Here is a 20,451-nt window from a genome sequence, read left to right as displayed (position 1 = left end):
ACCAGATATCAACGTGTTGAAAATTAGTATGACGCGACATAATAGACAAATCTGTGTGTGGTGATGGTAAATCTACATACAAAAATGGAAATTCTGTATTAAGCATTGAGACTTCCTTAAGACAGCGCATGCAGGTATGTTAGTCAGGTAATAATCACAAATAAGATAATTCTTTACATCGCAACCCTGAAAAAGTGACTTTCCTATGGCAATGAGTGAACAAACCCAGCCTGTGGCGGGCGCGGCTGCGTCAACCACTAAGGCACGCACATCGTTTGGTATTTTAGGCGCAATCAGCCTCTCGCATCTGCTGAACGACATGATCCAATCGCTAATTCTGGCGATTTATCCTCTGCTCCAGTCTGAATTTTCTCTGACATTTATGCAGATTGGCATGATTACCCTGACGTTCCAGCTCGCTTCCTCTCTGCTGCAACCGGTGGTCGGCTACTGGACCGATAAATACCCGATGCCGTGGTCGCTGCCGATTGGCATGTGCTTTACCCTGAGCGGCCTGGTGCTTCTGGCGCTGGCGGACAGTTTTGGTGCGGTTCTGCTGGCGGCGGCGCTGGTCGGTACAGGTTCATCGGTCTTTCACCCGGAATCTTCCCGCGTGGCGCGTATGGCGTCTGGGGGGCGTCATGGCCTGGCACAATCTATCTTCCAGGTAGGCGGTAACTTTGGTAGTTCGTTGGGGCCATTGCTGGCGGCGGTGATCATCGCACCTTACGGCAAAGGCAACGTCGCATGGTTTGTACTGGCGGCACTGCTGGCTATCGTAGTACTGGCGCAAATCAGCCGCTGGTACGCCGCGCAACACCAAATGAGTAAAAGCAAACCGAAAGAAGTGATTGTTAACCCGCTGCCACGCGACAAAGTGGTACTGGCAGTCAGCATCTTGTTAATCCTGATTTTCTCGAAATATTTCTATATGGCGAGCATCAGCAGCTATTACACCTTTTATTTGATGCAAAAGTTCGGTTTATCTATCCAGAATGCCCAACTTCATCTGTTTGCCTTCCTGTTTGCCGTCGCGGCGGGAACCGTCATTGGCGGGCCTGTGGGGGACAGAATTGGTAGAAAATATGTAATTTGGGGTTCTATCCTCGGCGTTGCGCCGTTTACCTTGATTTTACCTTACGCCAGCCTGTACTGGACGGGTATTTTAACGGTGATTATTGGATTTATCCTCGCCTCGGCGTTTTCCGCCATTCTGGTCTACGCCCAGGAGCTACTTCCGGGGCGTATCGGCATGGTTTCTGGACTCTTTTTCGGTTTTGCTTTCGGGATGGGAGGCCTTGGCGCAGCGGTTCTGGGGCTTCTCGCTGACCATACCAGCATCGAGTTAGTTTATAAAATCTGTGCTTTCCTGCCGCTTCTGGGAATGTTGACCATATTCTTACCTGATAATCGGCATAAATCCTGAATTCCCGGCAGCCAAAGGTAAACTTTGGCTGCTTCATTTTGCAGTAGCCATAAGCCTTTCCTCTTCATACACCTCATCACTTTTCCGATCCGTGCTTTTTTTGCGGCTAATTCCATTTTTCTGCAAAATTCAACAATTATTCATAAACATCATCAATGAAATTGTCATAAACTATTACCTGTAATTTTGGTTTTCCCGGCCAAAATATGGACAACTACCACCAGGAAAAGGAGACGGAATGCATCACGCCACCCCGCTTATCACCACAATTGTTGGCGGCCTTGTGCTTGCCTTTATCCTCGGCATGCTGGCCAATAAACTGCGTATTTCTCCTCTGGTGGGATATCTGTTAGCGGGTGTGCTGGCTGGCCCCTTTACCCCAGGTTTTGTTGCTGATACTAAACTGGCACCGGAACTGGCGGAGCTGGGCGTTATTCTGCTGATGTTCGGCGTCGGCCTGCATTTTTCGCTAAAGGATTTAATGGCGGTAAAGTCGATCGCCATTCCCGGCGCGATTGCCCAGATAGCCGTGGCGACGTTGCTGGGCATGGCTCTCTCTGCCGTGATCGGCTGGTCGTTGATGACCGGCATCGTGTTCGGCCTGTGCCTTTCCACCGCCAGTACCGTGGTACTGCTACGCGCGCTTGAAGAACGGCAATTGATAGACAGTCAGCGCGGGCAAATCGCCATTGGCTGGCTGATTGTGGAAGATTTGGTGATGGTTCTTACGCTGGTATTGTTGCCGGCGGTAGCGGGGATGATGGAACAAGGCGATGTTGGCTTTGCCACGCTGGCGGTTGATATGGGGATCACCATCGGCAAGGTGGTCGCATTTATCGCCATTATGATGCTGGTGGGCCGCCGTCTGGTGCCGTGGATTATGGCGCGGAGCGCTGCAACCGGTTCGCGTGAATTGTTTACCTTATCGGTGCTGGCGCTGGCATTAGGCATTGCTTTTGGTGCAGTAGAACTGTTTGACGTCTCCTTCGCGCTGGGCGCATTCTTTGCCGGAATGGTGCTTAACGAATCCGAACTTAGTCACCGCGCAGCGCATGATACGCTGCCGTTGCGCGATGCGTTTGCGGTGCTGTTCTTTGTCTCTGTAGGCATGTTGTTTGATCCACTGATCCTGATTCAGCAACCGCTGGCGGTGCTGGCTACGCTGGCGATTATTCTGTTTGGTAAATCAGTGGCAGCGCTTTTCCTGGTTCGTCTGTTTGGTCACTCCCAGCGTACAGCGTTAACCATTGCCGCCAGCCTGGCGCAGATTGGTGAGTTCGCCTTTATCCTGGCAGGTCTGGGGATGGCGCTGAATCTGCTGCCGCAGGCAGGGCAAAACCTGGTGCTGGCAGGCGCGATCCTGTCGATTATGCTCAACCCGGTGCTGTTCGCGCTGCTGGAGAAATATCTGGCGAAGACCGAAACACTGGAAGAGCAGACGCTGGAAGAGGCTATCGAAGAAGAGAAACAGATCCCGGTGGATATTTGCAACCACGCGATACTGGTGGGCTATGGTCGCGTGGGCAGCCTGCTGGGAGAAAAATTGCTCGCGTCTGATATTCCGTTAGTGGTGATTGAAACATCACGAACCCGTGTTGATGAGTTGCGTGAACGCGGGGTTCGCGCAGTATTAGGCAACGCTGCTAACGAAGAGATAATGCACCTGGCGCATCTGAAATGCGCGAAATGGCTGATTCTGACCATTCCCAACGGTTACGAAGCCGGTGAGATTGTGGCCTCTGCTCGCACCCAAAACCCGGATATTGAGATTATCGCCCGTGCCCATTATGACGATGAGGTGGCGTATATCTCCGAACGTGGAGCAAATCAGGTTGTGATGGGTGAACGCGAAATTGCCCGTACTATGCTGGAACTGCTGGAAGCGCCACCGGCTGGTGAGGTGGTGACGGGGTAATATATTGACATCATTGCCGGATGCGATGCTAACGCATCTTATCCGGCCTACGCGTGCCATCTTCCGTAGGTTGGATAAGGCGTTTACGCCGCATCCGACAGTCATCAGTTCGCTGGTTTAACGATCCCAGTAAGACTCTTCCAGACTGTCTTCACGCTCCGGCAGCCCGCGTGTTAAGCGTGGTGAATGCTGGTTCAAAACCTGATAACTGACGCGGTTAGCGTATTTACACACCTGCGCTAACGACGAATAGGTTAACCAGGTGAATTTATGCTTACTGGAATTTGGCACGTTGGTGCGGTGATAACTATTGGCGGTAATGTCATGCAACAACGCTGCCAGCGCCCCATCTCCGGCTCCGTTGGTGTTCATGATTTTTTCCGGCCCGCCCATATATGGTGCAATGTGCGAATAGACACGCAACGGATTCTGGCAATCTTTGTGCCGCATGGCGCGGCTAAACTCATACTGGTTAAATTCGGGTATGGCCCCCGGCAATAGCGGATGCTGGGTTTTGCGTTTCGCTTCATCTTCAGTAAAGCCCGCCATATATAAACCAATTGGCCCCGCGGTGCACAGCACCAGATCTACCCAGTCCAGTGCCTTATCAGATGCCAGCAGCGGATCGCTCTCTCCGGTCAACGCTTCCGCTTCCTCTTCGTTCATCGCCAGAATAGAAACGTGTTCTTTGAGGAACGCCTGCCACCACTGTGGGTTCTCCGCAATAACAAATTTGGTTCCCAGCGTCAGCACCACCGGCACGTTGTATTTTTTGGCATATTCAATGGCTTTCATGGTCGCTTCCGGCATCGGTTCACCCGGCTTGCAGCGCACCAGATAGGACGTTAATACCAGCGCCGACGCTCCGGCAATGACATCTTCCGGAATACTTTCCGCACGTAGCTGGTTCATATGACCCGGGCTGATAGCAAAGGTACGTTCGCCAGACTCACCAATCAGCGTAAAGCAACGACCAATCGGGCCGTCCACCCCTTGCAGATAGTTAAGATCGGTTCGACTGGAGGTGTTACACAAGTAACGGTAGGCGTAGCTGCCAATTTCAATATTGCTGCACATTACGCCCAGCAGCACCGAACGGTCATCCGCCAGCACGGAGTAATTGTGCATGGTGTTACCAATGGTGCCACCCGCGAACTGATGGGTTATCAGGTTGTTCTGTTTCAGTTCCTGATAAAGTACTTCGGCAACATCATCTTCAATCACCAGTGAATGCCCGGCGCTTAATCCATAACGCTCAATGAACTCATCATCCACTTTCGCTTCAATATCCACCAGCGTCTGGTCGATACCCACCACCCAGGCGGCGCTGGTTTCGTTTTCTGGTTGGATTTGCTGCAACAGCGGATCGCGTGCGTTTACAGGGAAGTAATGTTTGGATTTACGTTTACCGGGAAATTTCATGGTTGTTTTTACGGGTGGTTAACTGAGCGGCGAATGTTAACACAATCATGCCTGAACGCGCGAGACGCAGGCAGTTTCAATATCAGCAGGTGAGATCGCATTTTCATGGCAGTGGTTCCTTACAATGGCGTTATTTGAAAGGAGTTTTTTAATGAAGACGGAAAACAAATTATCCGTGCTGGAACTTATTTCTCCTGAAATGAAGGCCGTTGTTAATACTCTCCAGCCCGATTTACCGCCCTGGCCCGCAGCGGGAACGATTACTGAGCAACGGCAGCATTACACACTTGAGCGTCGATTCTGGAATGCTGACGCTCCAGAAATGGCAACCAGAGCTTACGCAGTCCCTACGCCTTATGGCCAGGTGGAAACACGGCTCTACTCGCCGGACGCAGACAGCACCGCGACGCTGTTTTATCTGCATGGCGGCGGTTTTATTCTCGGCAATCTCGATACCCACGATCGCATTATGCGGCTGCTGGCGAACTACACTCAGTGTACGGTGGTTGGTATCAATTACACCCTTTCACCAGAAGCGCGTTTTCCGCAAGCAATAGAGGAAATCGTGGCGTCCTGTTGTCACTTCCACCGACAGGCAAGCGATTATCAAATCAATATGTCACGCATAGGTTTTGCCGGTGATTCCGCGGGCGCGATGCTGGCGCTCGCCAGTGCTTTATGGCTACGAGATAAGCAGATTGATTGCGGTAAAGTTGTTGGTGTTTTGCTGTGGTATGGGCTTTACGGATTACGAGATTCCGTAACTCGCCGCCTGTTGGGCGGTGACTGGGATGGTTTAACGCAACAGGATTTGCTGATGTATGAAGAGGCCTATTTAGGTAACAAAGCAGACCGCGAGTCGCCATATTACTGCCTGTTTAATAATGATCTCACTCGCGATATGCCGCCCTGCTTTATCGCGGGTGCAGAGTTTGATCCGCTGCTGGATGACAGTCGCCTGCTTTACCAGACGTTAGCGGCACACCAGCAACCTTGTGAGTTCAAACTCTACTCCGGTACGCTGCACGCCTTTTTGCATTATTCACGGATGATGAAAACCGCCGACGATGCTCTACGCGACGGCGCTCGATTCTTTAGCAATAGGTTGCAACCAGATTAGCCATCATTTCGATATGTTCCGGTGTAGCATTAAGCGCCGGAATATATTCATATTTTTTACCGCCCGCACCGAGGAAGACTTCACGGTTTTGCTCAGCAATCTCTTCCAGCGTCTCCAGACAATCCGCAGCAAAGCCCGGACACATCACCTGAATATGACCTACACCTTTTTCTCCGAGCATTTTCAGCGTTTCATCGGTATAAGGCATTAGCCAGGGTTCGCGACCAAAGCGTGACTGAAAGGTCATCATCACTTTTTCCGGTGCCATTCCCAGTGCTGAAGCCAGTTCACGGGTCGTTGTCCGGCAACGTTGCGGGTAGTCATCACCTTCATCCGCATAACGCTGCGGAATGCCGTGATAGGAGAGCAATAGCAGATCCGGCTCGCCATGTTGCGCGAATGATGCACGAACGCTATTCGCTAAAGCATTAATATAAGAGGGGTCGTCGGCATAATCGCGAATAAACGAAATGCCCGGAATACTGCGTTTACGCGCCAGAATGCGCGCCAGTTCATCCCATACCGCGCCGACCGTAGAACAGGAGTATTGCGGGTAGAGCGGCAGCACCACGATATGATCGACATGCTCCGCCAGCAGTTCATCCACCGCGCTTTCCAGTGATGGCGAACCATAGCTCATTCCCAGTGCCACCGGTATTTCCGGTAAGCGTTGTGCCAGCGCCTGCTGTTGCTGACGGCTGTAAACCATTAGCGGCGAGCCTCCTTCCATCCAGACAGAAGCGTACAGTTTCGCCACGCGCGGCGAACGCAGCGGTAATATCACGCCGCGCAGCAATGGCCACCACAACAGCCGTGAGGTATCAACTACGCGTTTGTCGCTTAAAAATTGTTTCAGGTAACGTTTTACCGCTTCAGGAGTGGGGGCATCGGGTGTCCCCAGGTTTGCCAGCAGGATACCGGTTTTTGTCTGACGCATTACCGCCTCTTATCGATTCAACTTGTTGATAATTGTAGCGGAAAAGTGAGGAATAAGAACTAATTGCTGTGAGAGGTATTGCCTGAGGAGGATAAGCAGACCTGCCCGAAAGTAGATCTGCTGACATGTACCATGCCTGATGCGGCGTGAACGCCTTATCAGGCAGAGTGCAAATCAATGGTGACTTAGATTAGCCGAGGATTTTTTCCAGAGCCGCGCGAACTTCAGCAACCGGTTTGGTGCCGTCAACTTTCGCGTATTTGGTGTTGCCCGCTTCTGCTTCTTTGGAGTAGTAGCCGATCAGCGGTGCAGTCATCTGATGGTATTCAACCAGACGTTTACGCACGGTTTCTTCCTGATCGTCTTTACGGGTGGTCAGCTCTTCACCGGTAACGTCGTCTTTGCCTTCTACTTTCGGCGGATTGAATTTAACGTGATAAACACGGCCAGACGGCGCGTGAACGCGGCGACCTACGATACGATCAACGATCAGTTCGTCCGGTACGTCAAATTCCAGAACGTAATCAACATTGATACCCGCTTCTTTCATCGCATCTGCCTGCGGAATGGTACGCGGGAAGCCGTCCAACAGGAAACCGTTACGGCAGTCTTCCTGAGCAATGCGCTCTTTAACCAGCGCGATCACCAGTTCGTCGGTGACCAGTTTGCCAGCGTCCATAATGTCTTTTGCTTGTTTACCCAGCTCGGAGCCAGATTTGACCGCGGCACGCAGCATATCGCCAGTGGAGATTTGCGGAATACCATATTTCTCCATGATGAACTGAGCCTGAGTCCCTTTCCCCGCGCCCGGAGCGCCAAGCAGAATGATACGCATTGCGAAAATCCCCTTAAAATGTGTCGAATTTTTTGAAAAAGCGATAAACGATACCACCAACAGGCGATTGCCTCAAGAAAGGCACCTTGGGCTGAAACGGTTAAGGGGGGGATAATTTAAGGAAAGGTGATAAAAAATGCCGGATGACGTTAAGGTCATCCGGCATCGTATTCAACGTTCAGGCCGGAGAAACGCAATCGCGTTACATCCGGTATTACATCAGGAAACCAGAAGCTGGTTCATACGACGAATAAACAGGTTCGGATCTTCCAGCGTACCGCGTTCTGCCAGCAGCGCCTGATCCAGCAGCAGTTCTACCCATTCGCTGAACTTCGCGTCATCTTCAGTATCTGCCGCACGTTTCACCAGCACGTGATCCGGGTTCAGTTCGAAGATATATTTCACCTCCGGCACTTTCTGACCCGCCGCGGCGAACAGTTTCGCCATCTGGGTGCTCATTTCGTCGGCGTCGGTCGAAACGATCGCTGGCGTATCGGTCAGACGGTGAGTCAGACGCACATCTTTCACACGATCGCCCAGCAGGGCTTTCACACGATCGATAAACGGCGTCAACGCTTTTTCTGCTTCTTTCGTGCTTTCATCGACTTCGTCAGCCAATTTTTCCAGCGACTCATCAACTTTAGACACAGACTGGAACGGTTTACCGTCGAACTCTGTCAGATAGTTCATCATCCACTCATCGATGCGGTCGGAAAGCAGCAGGACTTCGATGCCTTTCTTACGCAGCAATTCCAGATGCGGGCTGCTTTTCGCTGCCGCATAGCTGTCTGCGGTGATGTAGTAGATTTTCTCCTGCCCTTCTTTCATGCGGGAAACATAGTCTTCCAGAGACACGGTCTGCGCAGAAGAGTCGGTATGGGTAGAAGCAAAACGCAGCAGTTTTGCAATCGCTTCCTGGTTGGCGAAATCTTCTGCCGGACCTTCTTTCAGCACCAGGCCAAACTGCTGCCAGAAGGTCTGGTATTTTTCCGCATCGTCTTTCGCCAGTTTTTCCAGCATTTGCAGAACGCGTTTGGTCAGCGCATTGCGCAGGTTACGCGTTACCGTGCTGTCCTGAAGGATTTCACGGGAAACGTTCAGCGGCAGATCGCTGGAGTCAATCAGACCACGCACGAAGCGCAGATAGTTCGGCATAAACTGTTCTGCGTCGTCCATGATGAACACGCGTTGTACGTACAGTTTCAGGCCATGTTTGTGATCGCGGTTCCACATATCCCACGGTGCCTGCGACGGGATGTACAGCAGGCTGGTGTACTCCTGCTTACCTTCGACTCGGTTGTGGCTCCAGGTCAGCGGATCGTTAAAGTCGTGGGCGATATGTTTGTAGAACTCTTTGTACTCTTCGTCAGTGATTTCCGACTTGTTACGCGTCCACAGCGCCTGCGCTTTGTTGATTTTCTCCCAGGAAATAACGGTTTCGCCGTCTTTCTCTTCGCGTTTTTCGATCTCTACCGGCAGCGCGATATGGTCAGAGTATTTGCTGATAATGGAGCGTACGCGCCAGTCATCAAGGAACTCATCTTCACCTTCACGCAGATGCAGGGTGATTTCAGTACCGCGATCTTCTTTGGTGATGTCGGCAACGGTGTATTCACCTTCGCCCGCAGATTCCCAGAACACGCCGTTTTCTGGTTTTTCGCCTGCCGCACGGGTGCGCACGGTCACTTTATCGGCAACGATAAACGCAGAGTAGAAACCAACACCAAACTGGCCGATCAACTGGCTATCTTTTGCCTGGTCGGAACCCAGCGATTCGAGGAATGATTTGGTGCCGGATTTAGCGATAGTACCCAGATGATCGATCACTTCATCACGGGTCATCCCCACGCCGTTATCAGAGATGGTCAGCGTGCGCTTGTCTTTATCGAAAGAGACACGAACGCGCAGTTCGCCATCACCTTCGTACAGATCCGGATTAGAGAGCGCACGGAAACGCAACTTGTCCGCCGCATCGGAGGCGTTAGAGATAAGCTCACGCAGGAAAATTTCTTTATTGGAATAGAGAGAATGGATCATCAGATGCAGAAGCTGCTTCACTTCTGACTGAAAACCACGAGTTTCTTGTCCTTTCATGTAGGTCTACCTCAATAATGCCATTTTTAAGGTTAAAAACGGGATGAGGGAGAGATGGGGACAAGGGGGAATAATTTCAAGCGAGAGCAGGTGATCCTGCTCTCGTTTGCTTAAAAACGAATCTTATGGCGTCCGGCAAGGGAGTGTGACAGCGTGGTGCCATCAACCATTTCCAGTTCGCCGCCAACCGGTACGCCATGCGCAATTCGACTGGCTTCAACGTCATATTGCGCGCAAAGCTCGGCAATATAGTTAGCAGTAGCTTCACCTTCGACCGTCGGGTTAGTTGCGAGGATCACTTCAGTGATTTTTTCCTCTGCCAGACGCTGTTCCAGGCGATCGAGACCGATATCATCCGGGCCAATGCCATCCAGCGGTGACAAGTGCCCCATCAACACAAAATAGCGGCCTGAAAACTGCCCGGTCTGCTCAATGGCGTAGATGTCCGCCGGACTCTCCACCACGCAGATTTGGCCATTTTCCTGACGACGCGGATTTGAACAGATGTTACACACGTCCTGTTCGGTAAAGGTGCGACAATCGGCGCAGTGACCGATTTCCGACATCGCCCGGGTGAGCGCCTGCGCCAGACGCATCCCGCCGCTACGATCGCGCTGAAGCAGCGTGAACGCCATACGCTGCGCCGACTTCGGGCCAACGCCCGGCAGACAGCGCAGTGCTTCCATAAGCTGTGTTAACAGCGGGCTGGTTTGCATCAGAACGGCATCTTAAAGCCTGGTGGCAACTGCATTCCGGAGGAAACAGAGGCCATTTTTTCTTTCTGAGTTTCTTCGATGCGACGTGCTGCGTCGTTGAATGCCGCAGCTACCAGATCTTCCAACATCTCTTTGTCATCTTCCAGCAAGCTTGGATCGATCTCAACACGACGGCAGTTGTGCGCGCCGTTGATGGTCACTTTCACCAGACCTGCGCCGGATTCACCGGTCACTTCCAGCTTCGCGATTTCTTCCTGCATCTGCTGCATTTTTTCTTGCATCTGCTGGGCCTGCTTCATCAGGTTGCCCAGACCGCCTTTACCAAACATAGGTTTCTCTCTCAATCACGTTAAGGATGACGATCATAAGCTGTGCTTACGATCAAATGGGGCGGATACTTTCTTCATCCAGCTCCGCATCGAAGAATCGACGCAGGGTCTGAATATTATTATCCGCAATAATGGACTCGCGCGCCTGCGCAAGTTTTTCTTCGTATATCGCCTGACGCCACTCCAGCGGCGTGCGCACCGCGGGATTATCATCTTCAACGATAGTCAGTTCAACCGTTGAACCCTTTAATGTGCTCAACGCTTCAGCCAGTTTTTGCTGTGCACCGTTGTTATTCAGATGCCGCTGGGAGGAACGCAAATGCAGACATACCGCGTTGCCGTTCTCCTCTTTCCAGGCATTTAATGCCACCTGTTCGACCAGTTTTGGTAGCGAAAGTTGGCTCACCTGAGCGGCCCACGGATCGCGTTCAATGGCTTCTGCCGCCAGCTTTGCCGCCAGTTCCGGCGTTTTTTCATGCTCCAGCGCCTTTTTCAGCGCCTTCGGTGTGGCGACCACTTCTTTTTGCTGCATCACCGGGGTGGTAGCCTTCCAGCGATACGCTTCTTTTTTGACTGGCGCTTTTTCCAGTGCCGATGGCACCGGACGCGCCTGAACGCGATCGGTGACCGAAGCCAGTCTTTCCAGCGCAGCGTTATTCACCGGCCGCGCGCGGGTAGCGGCTGCCGGTTCACTCTTTTTTGCTTTGGTCGCTCCCTGTGCGCGCTGCAGTTGCTGACGCGCCGCCAGCACCTGGCTGGTGGTTTCTGAGAGCGGTACGGTCGGTACCTGCTGCGGCGCTGATTGCGGCTGCGGCGGCACTTGCGATGACGTCATTACCGCCGTTGGCGCGACGGGCGCAAAGGACTGGCGCGGCGCTTCCGGTTCGGGTAGCGGCATACGCGGATGGAATGCCAGCGCGCGCAGCAACGTCATCTCAACGCCCATGCGGCGGTCCGGCGCATACGGTAATTCTTTGCGACCAATCAACAGCGTCTGATAGTAAAGCTGAATATCCGTCGGCGGTATGGTGCGCGCCAGTTCACGCATCCGCAGTTCGATGGCCGCCATGTCGTTACCCAGCGCGGCAGGCGAAAGCTGGACCATCGCAATGCGGTGCAGCAGGCCGAGCATTTCCACCAGCAACGCTTCCCACTCGATACCACGGGCTGCGGCATCGTTAATCAGCGTCATTACACGCTCGCCGTTGGCCCCAACCATCGCTTCAACCAACGACAGCGCCTGATCGTCGTCAAGCGTACCCAGCATCGCACTGACCGCCTGGGTTGAAACCTGACCGTCACCGCTGGCAATCGCCTGGTCGGTCAGACTTAAGGCATCTCGCAAGCTGCCTTCAGCGGCGCGCGCCAGCAATTGCAACGCCCGCGGCTCGTGAGCGATATGTTCTTCGTTGAGGATGTGCTCAAGCTGATGGCGAATTTGCTCGACATCCAGCGCCTTGAGATGAAATTGCAGACAGCGTGACAAAATCGTCACCGGCAATTTCTGCGGATCGGTCGTTGCCAGCAGGAACTTGACGTGCTCCGGTGGCTCTTCAAGGGTTTTTAGCAGTGCGTTAAAGCTGTGGCGCGACAGCATATGCACTTCGTCGATCAGATAAACTTTAAAACGACCACGCGCTGGCGCGTACTGGACGTTATCCAGCAGGTCGCGGGTATCTTCGACTTTGGTGCGCGAGGCGGCGTCGATCTCAATCAGATCGACAAAGCGCCCCTGCTCGATTTCACGGCAGTTATCGCATACGCCGCACGGCGTTGCGGTAATGCCGGTTTCGCAGTTTAGCCCCTTCGCCAGCAGTCGGGCGATAGAGGTTTTTCCGACGCCACGGGTGCCGGAAAAAAGATAAGCATGATGAATACGCCCTAACGACAAGCCGTTCGCCAGTGCGGTCAGCACATGTTCCTGGCCGACGACGTCAGCAAAGGTTTGTGGGCGCCATTTTCGGGCTAAGACCTGATAACTCATTGGCAGGCTCTGAAACGCTGGAAGGTGGATTCACGAAGGGGTAATGCTAACACAGCCCCGTCAGAACGGCGAGGCTGAATGTACATCTTGTACTGCCCACGACGCGGGCTGGCAAAAATTAGTGGCCCGGGAACGGGACAAGGCTATAACAGGTGATGCCTTGATTTTCGAGACGCTGTTCACCGCCGAGATCGAACAGATTAATGATGAACGCAGCGTCGGTGACTTCGCCACCCAGACGACGGATCAGCTTCACGGTCGCCTCAATGGTGCCGCCAGTTGCCAGCAAATCGTCTACGACCAACACTTTGTCGCCTGGTTTAATGGCATCAACATGGATTTCCAGTTTATCGGTGCCATATTCCAGTTCGTAAGTTTCACTGATGGTTTCGCGCGGCAATTTGCCCGGTTTACGTACCGGTACAAAACCTACGCCCAGGCCCAATGCTACCGGAGCACCAAACAAGAAGCCACGTGCTTCGGTGCCCACAACTTTGGTAATACCCGCATTTTTGTAACGCTCAACCAGCAGGTCGATGCTGAGAGCGTAAGCTTTCGGGTCTTCCAGTAAGCTGGTGACATCACGGAACAGAATGCCGGGTTTTGGGTAGTCCTGAATGCTTTTGATGCTATTTTTGAGATACTCAAGCTGCTGTGCAGTCGCGGTCATAAGTGTATGCCTGCTTGTTACGGTGGTACTCACGGCGCGTTTTAAACGTATCAAAAGTAACTTTTGTTTAACCTTTGACCGCCTGCGCCTGTGCTCGAAAACGCCAGAATGTACTGGCTGTGGGCGATAATTGCAACAGCGATTGTTGTGCTTCGCCGTTTTTATTGCTTTTCATCAATCACCGGGATTCGCCACATAAAAATCAACAAACAACCGAGGATGATCAATAGCAGGATGCGTACCCACATCATATGTACAAACCACAACGAAATCGCAAAGGTTACGAGGATCAGTAAAATCGCTCTGGGCTTTGCACCGCGTGGCATTGCATGATATTTCTGCCAGAAGCGTAAATAGCTACCAAACCATGAGCGGTACAGCAACCAGGCATGAAAGCGCGGGGAAGAACGAGCAAAACACCAGGCAGCCAGCAGGATAAACGGCGTCGTCGGTAATACCGGTAATACCACGCCCAGCGTACCCAGCACTACCGCCAGCCAGCCAATGATGATTAAAATGATTCGTTGCATATTAAGTGTTGTCAGCTTACAGAGTGGCTACTTTAGCATAACAATTATCATTTTCATTGAGGTCTTATCGTGAAAACTACCCTGCTGCTGGAAAAACTGGAAGGTCAGCTCGCCATGCTGCGCCAGCGTTGTGCCCCGGTGGCGCAGTTTGGCACGCTAAGCGCCCGTTTCGACCGGCATCTTTTTCAGACTCGCGCGACGACGTTACAGGCGTGTCTGGCTGAGGCTGGGGACAACCTGACCGCGCTTCATCACGCGGTCGAACGGCAACAACTGCCACAAGTGGCCTGGCTGGCGGAACATCTGGCAGCTCAACTGGAAGCAATTGCCCGTGAAGCGGCGTCCTGGTCGCTGCGCGAATGGGACAGCGCGCCGCCGAAAATCGCCCGCTGGCAGCGTAAACGCATTCAGCATCAGGAGTTTGAGCGGCGGCTACGTGAGATGGTTGCCGAGCGTAAAGCACGTCTGGCACAGGCGACCGATTTAGTCGAGCAGCAGACGCTGCATCGTGAGGTTGAAGCCTATGAAGCACGCCTGGTTCGGTGCCGCCATGCGCTGGAAAAAATCGAAAACAGGTTAGCGCGTTTAACTCGCTAACAATGGAGAAAATATGTCACTGGAAAATGCCCCTGACGATGTGAAACTGGCCGTCGATTTGATTGTTCTGTTGGAAGAAAATCAGATCCCAGCCCGCACCGTGCTGCGCGCACTGGATATTGTAAAACGCGATTATGAAAAGAAATTAACGCACGATGATGAGGCGAAAAGTGATAAATAAATGGGGCCGCTAAATGTCCCCGCAGATTGCTGGTAAACGCAAAACTGCCTGATGCGCTACGCTTATCAGGCCTACACCGCTCCTGCAATATAATGAATTTTCGCGGTTTTGTAGGCCGGATAAGGCGGTCACTCCGCATCCGGCATGAACAACGCGCACTTTGTCAGTAATCTCGGGGCAACTCAATGCTGCCCCTTTTGTTATTACCCTACCGCAGGCGTCGGATCATCGCCTTTGTAGTCGCGCTTCACTTCAGTCACTTCATCGCCCTTCTCGTTGTGCAGATGCACTTCAAGCTGGTTAAAGGCAATGTTGATGTCGTTTTCGCGGCACAACTGATCAATGGTGCGGTTCAGTTCATCGACAGTGCGGCTGCGGTCACGCAGTTCACGAACATACAAACGCAGCTCATGATCCAGCGTGCTGGCACCAAACGCAGTGAAGAAGACTTCCGGCATGGGTTCGTGCATCACCCTTGGATGCTCCGCCGCCGCCTGAAGCAGTACTCTGCGTACTTTTTCCAGATCAGAACCGTAAGCCACACCGAGGCGGATCACCAGACGGGTGGTGGTGTCGGTTAACGACCAGTTGATCAGACGCTCGGTAACAAACGCTTTGTTCGGGATAATCACTTCTTTGCGATCGAAATCTGTAATGGTGGTAGCACGAATACGGATCTTACTGACCGTCCCGGAGAAAGTGCCGATGGTTACTGTATCGCCAATGCGCACCGGACGTTCGAACAGGATGATCAAACCCGAGACGAAGTTACCGAAGATCTCTTGTAAACCAAAACCCAGACCTACAGATAATGCCGCCGCCAGCCACTGGAGTTTATCCCACGATACGCCAAGCGACCCAAACACGGTCATCGCGCCAACGGCTATGATGATGTAGTTAAGGATGGTAGTAATGGCATACGACGCGCCCTGACGCATATTCAGCCGCGACAGCACCAGCACTTCCAGCAAACCTGGCAGGTTGCGGATCAGCGCCCAGGCCACCATTGAGGCGATAATCGCAAACAGCAGGCTGCCCATCGTCACATTTTTCACCACCGCAGCCCCGGCTTCAGTGCCGTTGTAATGCCACAGGGTGATGCTGTCGAGATAGCTGAATACGGTGATTAAATCGGACCAAATCGCCCAGAACATCAAACCAAACAGCGCAAACATCAGCAACATCGTAATACGCAACGTCTGCTGGTTGACTTGCTCCAGCGCGATGGTTGGCTCTTCCGGCGGCTCGGCACCTTCGGCCCCTTCTTTCACCAGATTCTGCCGACGCGCCAGCGCACGACGCCAGGCGATACGCCGTGCCGCCACACTTAACCCACGCAGCACTGTCTGGTACAGCAAGTTCCAGACGATTACCAGATACACCGTTTCAATCCAACGCCCGGAGAGGCGCAGCGTAGTGTAGAAATAGCCTGTTGCAGTCAGCACCATCAGCGCAATCGGGATGATCGACAGCACGGTAATGGTGACCAGACGCATGGTGTGGGATTCTTTATCACGCCAGCTTTCACGGCACATTGGCCATACCAGGAAGGCGATCAGCAGCAGGTTAAAGAAAATCATCGCCTGCCCCAGCACATCATCCATCAAATGCAGCGGGGAGAGTTCTGCTACCACAGACCAGAAATGGATTGGCAACAACGCGAGGCTGATGCGAACAATCTGCCGACGCCAGTGGCTGGTCTGTTGCTCTGGCATACCAAAGTGACGAACCGCAACGCCGTTTTTCTCCAGCACTTTCCAGCACAGGCCAAACACCAGCCAGAAAATCGCCAGTTTTTTGCTGAACGCCCACAGTAATTCACTGATGTTGAGCTGCATGGTCAGCAGAATCAGACCAACGGCGAGAATAATCAGACACACCGGCAGCGCACGAATCAGATCGATAAGAATCGCTTTTGGTGTGTTGAGCTGGCTATCGTTACGCAGGGAACCTACGGCGGAAGCCAGTTTTTGCTGATACGCTTTCAGCCAACCCAGACGCCAGTGGATCAGCCCGGCAATTAACAGCAGCGGTAAACCGGCAAGGAAAGCGATAAATACGGCGGGCCAGGCTTTTTCCCAGTTCACCGTAATTTTCATCGACTTGAATTCATCCTGCAACGTTTGCGGGAACGCCTTAATCCAGTCCCAGTCCATCGGACGGTTACTGTTCACCCAGAAAATTTGTTGGGTCAGGATAGATTTCAGGTTTTTCGACACGCTCATTAACTGCTGCTGGTTGATTTGCAGGTTAATGGCCATCATCAGTTGGTTACCCAACTGTTTGTTTAGCTGATCCAGCAGTTCACGACGCATATCTACCACTTGCAACAGTGCGTCACGGACTTCATCGTTGACTTCGTTAGCATGGCCCTCTTCCAGTTTGGCCACATAAGCATCGCTCTGGAACAGTGCATCACGTTGCTGGTTGACTTCGAACTGTTCGAGACGCAAATCCGCGATGCGGTTGGTCATGTTTTCCAGTTCATCCGCCGACGGCAGCGTTTGTTGTTGTTGGTAAAGAATACGGGACAACAGCAGGCTGCCCTTCAGGACAGAAATCTGCTCTTTAATATTGCGTTCCGATTGCAGCGCCCGCTCCAGCCAGTTTTTAACTTTGATGTTTTGCTGCATCAACTGATTGCCGTTTTCTGTGGCGCTAATCAGACGCTGACTTAATTGCTGGTTAATTTCCAGTTCCTGTTTCACCAGCGGGTTAGCCTGAATACGCGCAGCTTCGTCCGGCGTTGCCGCTTCCTGCGCTGTTTTTTCAGTTAATGTCAGGCGCTTGCTGTTCACCGCCTCCTGCAACAGTTGCAGTTGATGTTCCAGACGCGTGCTGTTCGCCGTCACGTAATCGCGTTGCTTTTGTAGGGTATCCTGTAAGACGGTGTTCCCTTCCAGGCTTTTACGTTGCTGGTCAATCTCGGCATTCAGCAAAACCTGCTGCGCCTGCATCAACACTTTCTGGCTGGGACGTAAAGCCGCCTCACCAACCTCAGTGCCATCCAGACGGCTGCGAATTTGTTGCAACTGCTGCGAGGCGGTATACATCGCATTTTGCACGCGTTCGGGCTGCGTCTGTAATGAAACCAACTGGCTGTTATAAGAAGCCAGATCGTTTTGTGCGTTTTGCAACTCGTCCAGCGCCTGCGAAACGCGAGACTCCAACTGACGTAACGACAGCGTACTCAACGTCTTACGGGTTTCTTCGTCGTTATCCACATCGCCAAGCGCAGTTAACGCAGCAGTCGCCTGGCGCATTTTCTCTGGTGCTTCGGCAACTTTTTGCCGTAATTGCACCGTTTCTTCTTTTACACGCTCGATTTTCTCAAGAGTGGCTAATGTGTCAGTAACATCTTGCTGTACCAGCTTATCCTGGGCAGAAAGATCTTTTTGTTTATTAAGCGAGTCAAGTTGTGCCTGTAGATCCGCTTTCGTCGGTAGATCACCATTCGATGACGCCCGCGCAAAGGCCGTGTTCTGGCATAACAAGACCAAAACAAAAGCAATAAATGCTGAAAAAACAAAATGTCGTGATCGTTTGTAATACTGGAACATAGTCATGATGAGTGAAGGTTTCTGAACCTGAAGAACGACCTGAAATAGTCAAGCGGCTAGAATAGCACGGCGTGGAGAACCAGAATAGCAACAGCGAAAATGTCCAGGATAAATCCTGGAGTCTGATTCAGGATTTTTCGTTGGCGGCAGGTGCACGAAGCGTGGGACAAAGGAGATACATTTCCAGCAATATAGCAACGTAATCGCGGGCTTCTTTTTTGAGATCAAAAGATTGCGGGGCAAACAGCCAATTTTCCATTAAACCGGAAATATAGCCGCGCATAATAATTGCTGCGCGACGCGTCATTAAATCCGCGGGCAGCATTTTCGCTTCAATACAATGTCTTAACGTTTGTTCTATACGGTCATAACTTTCAAGACAGAGATTACGTTGTGCCTGCTGAACGACTGCCATTTCTCCGACAAATTCGCATTTATGGAATATAATCTCCATCAATAAGCGCCGCCGCTCTTCTGTCACCGTCGATTCAAGAACATGAATTAGTATTTCTCTTAACACAGAGAGTGGATCGCCAGGGAATTTTGCCTGATACTCAAGCTCTAGTTCACCAATATTGGATTCTGACAGCTCCCAGATCTCACTGAATAAATCCGACTTATCTTTAAAATGCCAGTAGATTGCACCACGCGTAACGCCTGCTGCTTTTGCAATCTCTCCCAGTGAGGTGGATGATACCCCCTGCTGTGAGAAAAGACGTAGAGCCACATCGAGGATGTGTTGGCGTGTTTCTTGCGCTTCTTGTTTGGTTTTTCGTGCCATATGTTAGTGAATTTACAGGCGTTAGATTTACATACATTTATGAATGTATGTACCATAGCACGACGATAATATAAACGCAGCAATGGGTTTATCGACTTTTGACCATTGACCAATTTGAAATCGGACACTCGAGGTTTACATATGAACAAAAACAGAGGGTTTACGCCTCTGGCGATCGTTCTGATGCTCTCAGGCAGCTTAGCGCTTACAGGATGTGACGACAAACAGGCCCAACAAGGTGGCCAGCAGATGCCCGCCGTTGGGGTAGTAACAGTCAAAACTGAACCTCTGCAGATCACAACCGAGCTTCCGGGCCGCACCAGTGCTTTCCGGATCGCAGAAGTTCGTCCTCAAGTTAGCGGGATCATCCTGAAGCGTAATTTCAAAGAAGGTAGCGACATCGAAGCGGGGGTATCTCTCTATCAGATTGATCCTGCTACCTACCAGGCAGCTTACGATAGTGCAAAAGGCGATCTGGCTAAAGCGCAAGCAGCAGCCAATATCGCGCAGTTGACTGTTAATCGTTACCAGAAGCTGCTGGGTACTCAGTACATCAGTAAGCAGGAGTACGATCAGGCACTGGCAGATGCACAACAGGCAAATGCTGCTGTCACTGCGGCGAAAGCGGCGGTTGAAACCGCACGAATCAATCTGGCTTATACCAAAGTCACCTCTCCGATTACCGGCCGTATAGGTAAATCGAACGTGACGGAAGGCGCATTGGTGCAAAACGGTCAGGCGACTGCGCTGGCAACCGTGCAACAACTTGATCCGATCTACGTTGATGTGACTCAGTCCAGTAACGACTTCCTGCGTCTGAAACAGGAACTCGCTAACGGCACACTGAAGCAAGAGAACGGCAAAGCTAAAGTGTCGCTGATCACCAGTGACGGTATTAAGTTCCCGCAGGATGGTACGCTGGAGTTCTCTGACGTTACCGTCGATCAGACCACCGGATCTATCACGTTACGCGCCATTTTCCCGAACCCGGATCACACCCTGCTGCCGGGTATGTTCGTGCGTGCACGTCTGGAAGAAGGGCTTAATCCAAACGCCATTTTAGTTCCACAACAGGGGGTAACTCGTACACCACGCGGCGAAGCTACCGTACTGGTGGTTGGCGCGGATGACAAAGTGGAAACTCGTCCGATCGTCGCCAGCCAGGCCATTGGCGATAAGTGGCTGGTGACTGAGGGTCTGAAAGCAGGCGAACGCGTAGTAGTAAGTGGGCTGCAGAAAGTGCGTCCTGGTGTCCAGGTGAAAGCACAAGAGATAACCGCTGATAACAACCAGCAAGACGCAAGCGGTGCTCAGCCTGAACAGTCCAAGTCTTAACTTAAACAGGAGCCGTTAA

The 20,451-nt window shown here is 52.1% G+C and carries 17 protein-coding genes and 1 other annotated feature; of the genes, 6 read left to right on the top strand and 11 right to left on the bottom strand.

The features are described from left to right. The first annotated feature begins 205 nt into the window (after positions 1 to 205). Both fsr and ybaL read left to right on the top strand, forming a co-directional pair. Positions 206 to 1,426, top strand: a complete 1,221-nt coding sequence (fsr, locus tag A9587_RS05170; RefSeq protein ID WP_001251628.1) for a fosmidomycin MFS transporter — start codon at positions 206 to 208, stop codon at positions 1,424 to 1,426. A 238-nt stretch (positions 1,427 to 1,664) separates the two neighbouring features. Beyond that, complete coding sequence (gene ybaL / locus A9587_RS05165; protein ID WP_000546244.1) at positions 1,665 to 3,341, top strand: YbaL family putative K(+) efflux transporter; 1,677 nt, start codon at positions 1,665 to 1,667, stop codon at positions 3,339 to 3,341. 117 nt (positions 3,342 to 3,458) lie between these two features. Here ybaL and gsk read toward each other — a convergent pair whose 3' ends face one another. Next, positions 3,459 to 4,763, bottom strand: coding sequence for an inosine/guanosine kinase (gene gsk / locus A9587_RS05160; protein ID WP_000671588.1), 1,305 nt, complete (start codon positions 4,761 to 4,763; stop codon positions 3,459 to 3,461). 151 nt (positions 4,764 to 4,914) lie between these two features. On the opposite strand from gsk, the gene aes reads away from it, so the two are divergent. Beyond that, on the top strand, positions 4,915 to 5,883 hold the full coding sequence (gene aes, locus A9587_RS05155) for an acetyl esterase (protein ID WP_016263004.1): 969 nt from the start codon (positions 4,915 to 4,917) through the stop codon (positions 5,881 to 5,883). Here the strand turns inward: aes and hemH are convergent. From hemH to A9587_RS05105, 8 genes are all read right to left on the bottom strand, one after another. Further along, entirely contained in the window at positions 5,858 to 6,820 is a 963-nt protein-coding gene (gene hemH, locus A9587_RS05150) for a ferrochelatase (RefSeq protein ID WP_016248423.1), read from the bottom strand. The genes aes and hemH overlap by 26 nt on opposite strands. 190 nt (positions 6,821 to 7,010) lie before the next feature. Further along, complete coding sequence (gene adk, locus A9587_RS05145; RefSeq protein ID WP_001313630.1) at positions 7,011 to 7,655, bottom strand: adenylate kinase; 645 nt, start codon at positions 7,653 to 7,655, stop codon at positions 7,011 to 7,013. Between the two features lie 219 nt (positions 7,656 to 7,874). Beyond that, positions 7,875 to 9,749: a molecular chaperone HtpG gene (gene htpG, locus A9587_RS05135; protein ID WP_000678206.1), complete on the bottom strand. Its 1,875-nt coding sequence runs from the start codon at positions 9,747 to 9,749 to the stop codon at positions 7,875 to 7,877. Between the two features lie 110 nt (positions 9,750 to 9,859). After that, entirely contained in the window at positions 9,860 to 10,465 is a 606-nt protein-coding gene (gene recR, locus A9587_RS05130; protein ID WP_001195021.1) for a recombination mediator RecR, read from the bottom strand. Next, positions 10,465 to 10,794, bottom strand: coding sequence for a YbaB/EbfC family nucleoid-associated protein (locus A9587_RS05125; protein WP_001515903.1), 330 nt, complete (start codon positions 10,792 to 10,794; stop codon positions 10,465 to 10,467). Before A9587_RS05125 ends, recR begins: the two co-directional genes overlap by 1 nt. Before the next feature lie 52 nt (positions 10,795 to 10,846). Then, complete coding sequence (gene dnaX, locus A9587_RS05120; protein WP_105263329.1) at positions 10,847 to 12,778, bottom strand: DNA polymerase III subunit gamma/tau; 1,932 nt, start codon at positions 12,776 to 12,778, stop codon at positions 10,847 to 10,849. Beyond that, positions 11,450 to 11,514, bottom strand: a sequence feature (DnaX frameshifting element). It overlaps the preceding gene by 65 nt. A gap of 118 nt (positions 12,779 to 12,896) precedes the next feature. Next, positions 12,897 to 13,448, bottom strand: a complete 552-nt coding sequence (gene apt / locus A9587_RS05115) for an adenine phosphoribosyltransferase (RefSeq protein ID WP_001515901.1) — start codon at positions 13,446 to 13,448, stop codon at positions 12,897 to 12,899. A gap of 161 nt (positions 13,449 to 13,609) precedes the next feature. Beyond that, positions 13,610 to 13,978, bottom strand: a complete 369-nt coding sequence (locus A9587_RS05105; RefSeq protein WP_001188908.1) for a DUF454 family protein — start codon at positions 13,976 to 13,978, stop codon at positions 13,610 to 13,612. 69 nt (positions 13,979 to 14,047) lie between these two features. Between A9587_RS05105 and priC the strand changes: the two genes are divergently transcribed. Further along, on the top strand, positions 14,048 to 14,575 hold the full coding sequence (gene priC / locus A9587_RS05100) for a primosomal replication protein N'' (RefSeq protein WP_000858960.1): 528 nt from the start codon (positions 14,048 to 14,050) through the stop codon (positions 14,573 to 14,575). A gap of 13 nt (positions 14,576 to 14,588) precedes the next feature. Beyond that, on the top strand, positions 14,589 to 14,756 hold the full coding sequence (rsmS, locus tag A9587_RS05095; protein WP_000051145.1) for a pleiotropic regulatory protein RsmS: 168 nt from the start codon (positions 14,589 to 14,591) through the stop codon (positions 14,754 to 14,756). A gap of 203 nt (positions 14,757 to 14,959) precedes the next feature. On the opposite strand, the gene mscK is transcribed toward rsmS, so the two are convergent. Continuing rightward, positions 14,960 to 18,322 carry a mechanosensitive channel MscK gene (mscK, locus tag A9587_RS05090; protein ID WP_000177768.1) on the bottom strand — a complete coding sequence of 1,121 codons (3,363 nt, stop codon included), beginning with the start codon at positions 18,320 to 18,322 and terminating at the stop codon, positions 14,960 to 14,962. A 121-nt stretch (positions 18,323 to 18,443) separates the two neighbouring features. Next, positions 18,444 to 19,097: a multidrug efflux transporter transcriptional repressor AcrR gene (gene acrR / locus A9587_RS05080; protein WP_000101742.1), complete on the bottom strand. Its 654-nt coding sequence runs from the start codon at positions 19,095 to 19,097 to the stop codon at positions 18,444 to 18,446. Between the two features lie 141 nt (positions 19,098 to 19,238). Between acrR and acrA the strand changes: the two genes are divergently transcribed. Further along, positions 19,239 to 20,432 (top strand): multidrug efflux RND transporter periplasmic adaptor subunit AcrA, encoded by a 1,194-nt coding sequence (acrA, locus tag A9587_RS05075; RefSeq protein WP_001515899.1) that lies wholly within the window; start codon positions 19,239 to 19,241, stop codon positions 20,430 to 20,432. The last annotated feature ends 19 nt before the right edge of the window (positions 20,433 to 20,451 follow it).

The sequence above is a fragment of the Escherichia sp. MOD1-EC6162 genome (genome assembly GCF_002965125.1).
Lineage (GTDB): Bacteria > Pseudomonadota > Gammaproteobacteria > Enterobacterales > Enterobacteriaceae > Escherichia > Escherichia marmotae.
This window is presented reverse-complemented; position numbering and strand designations above follow the sequence as displayed.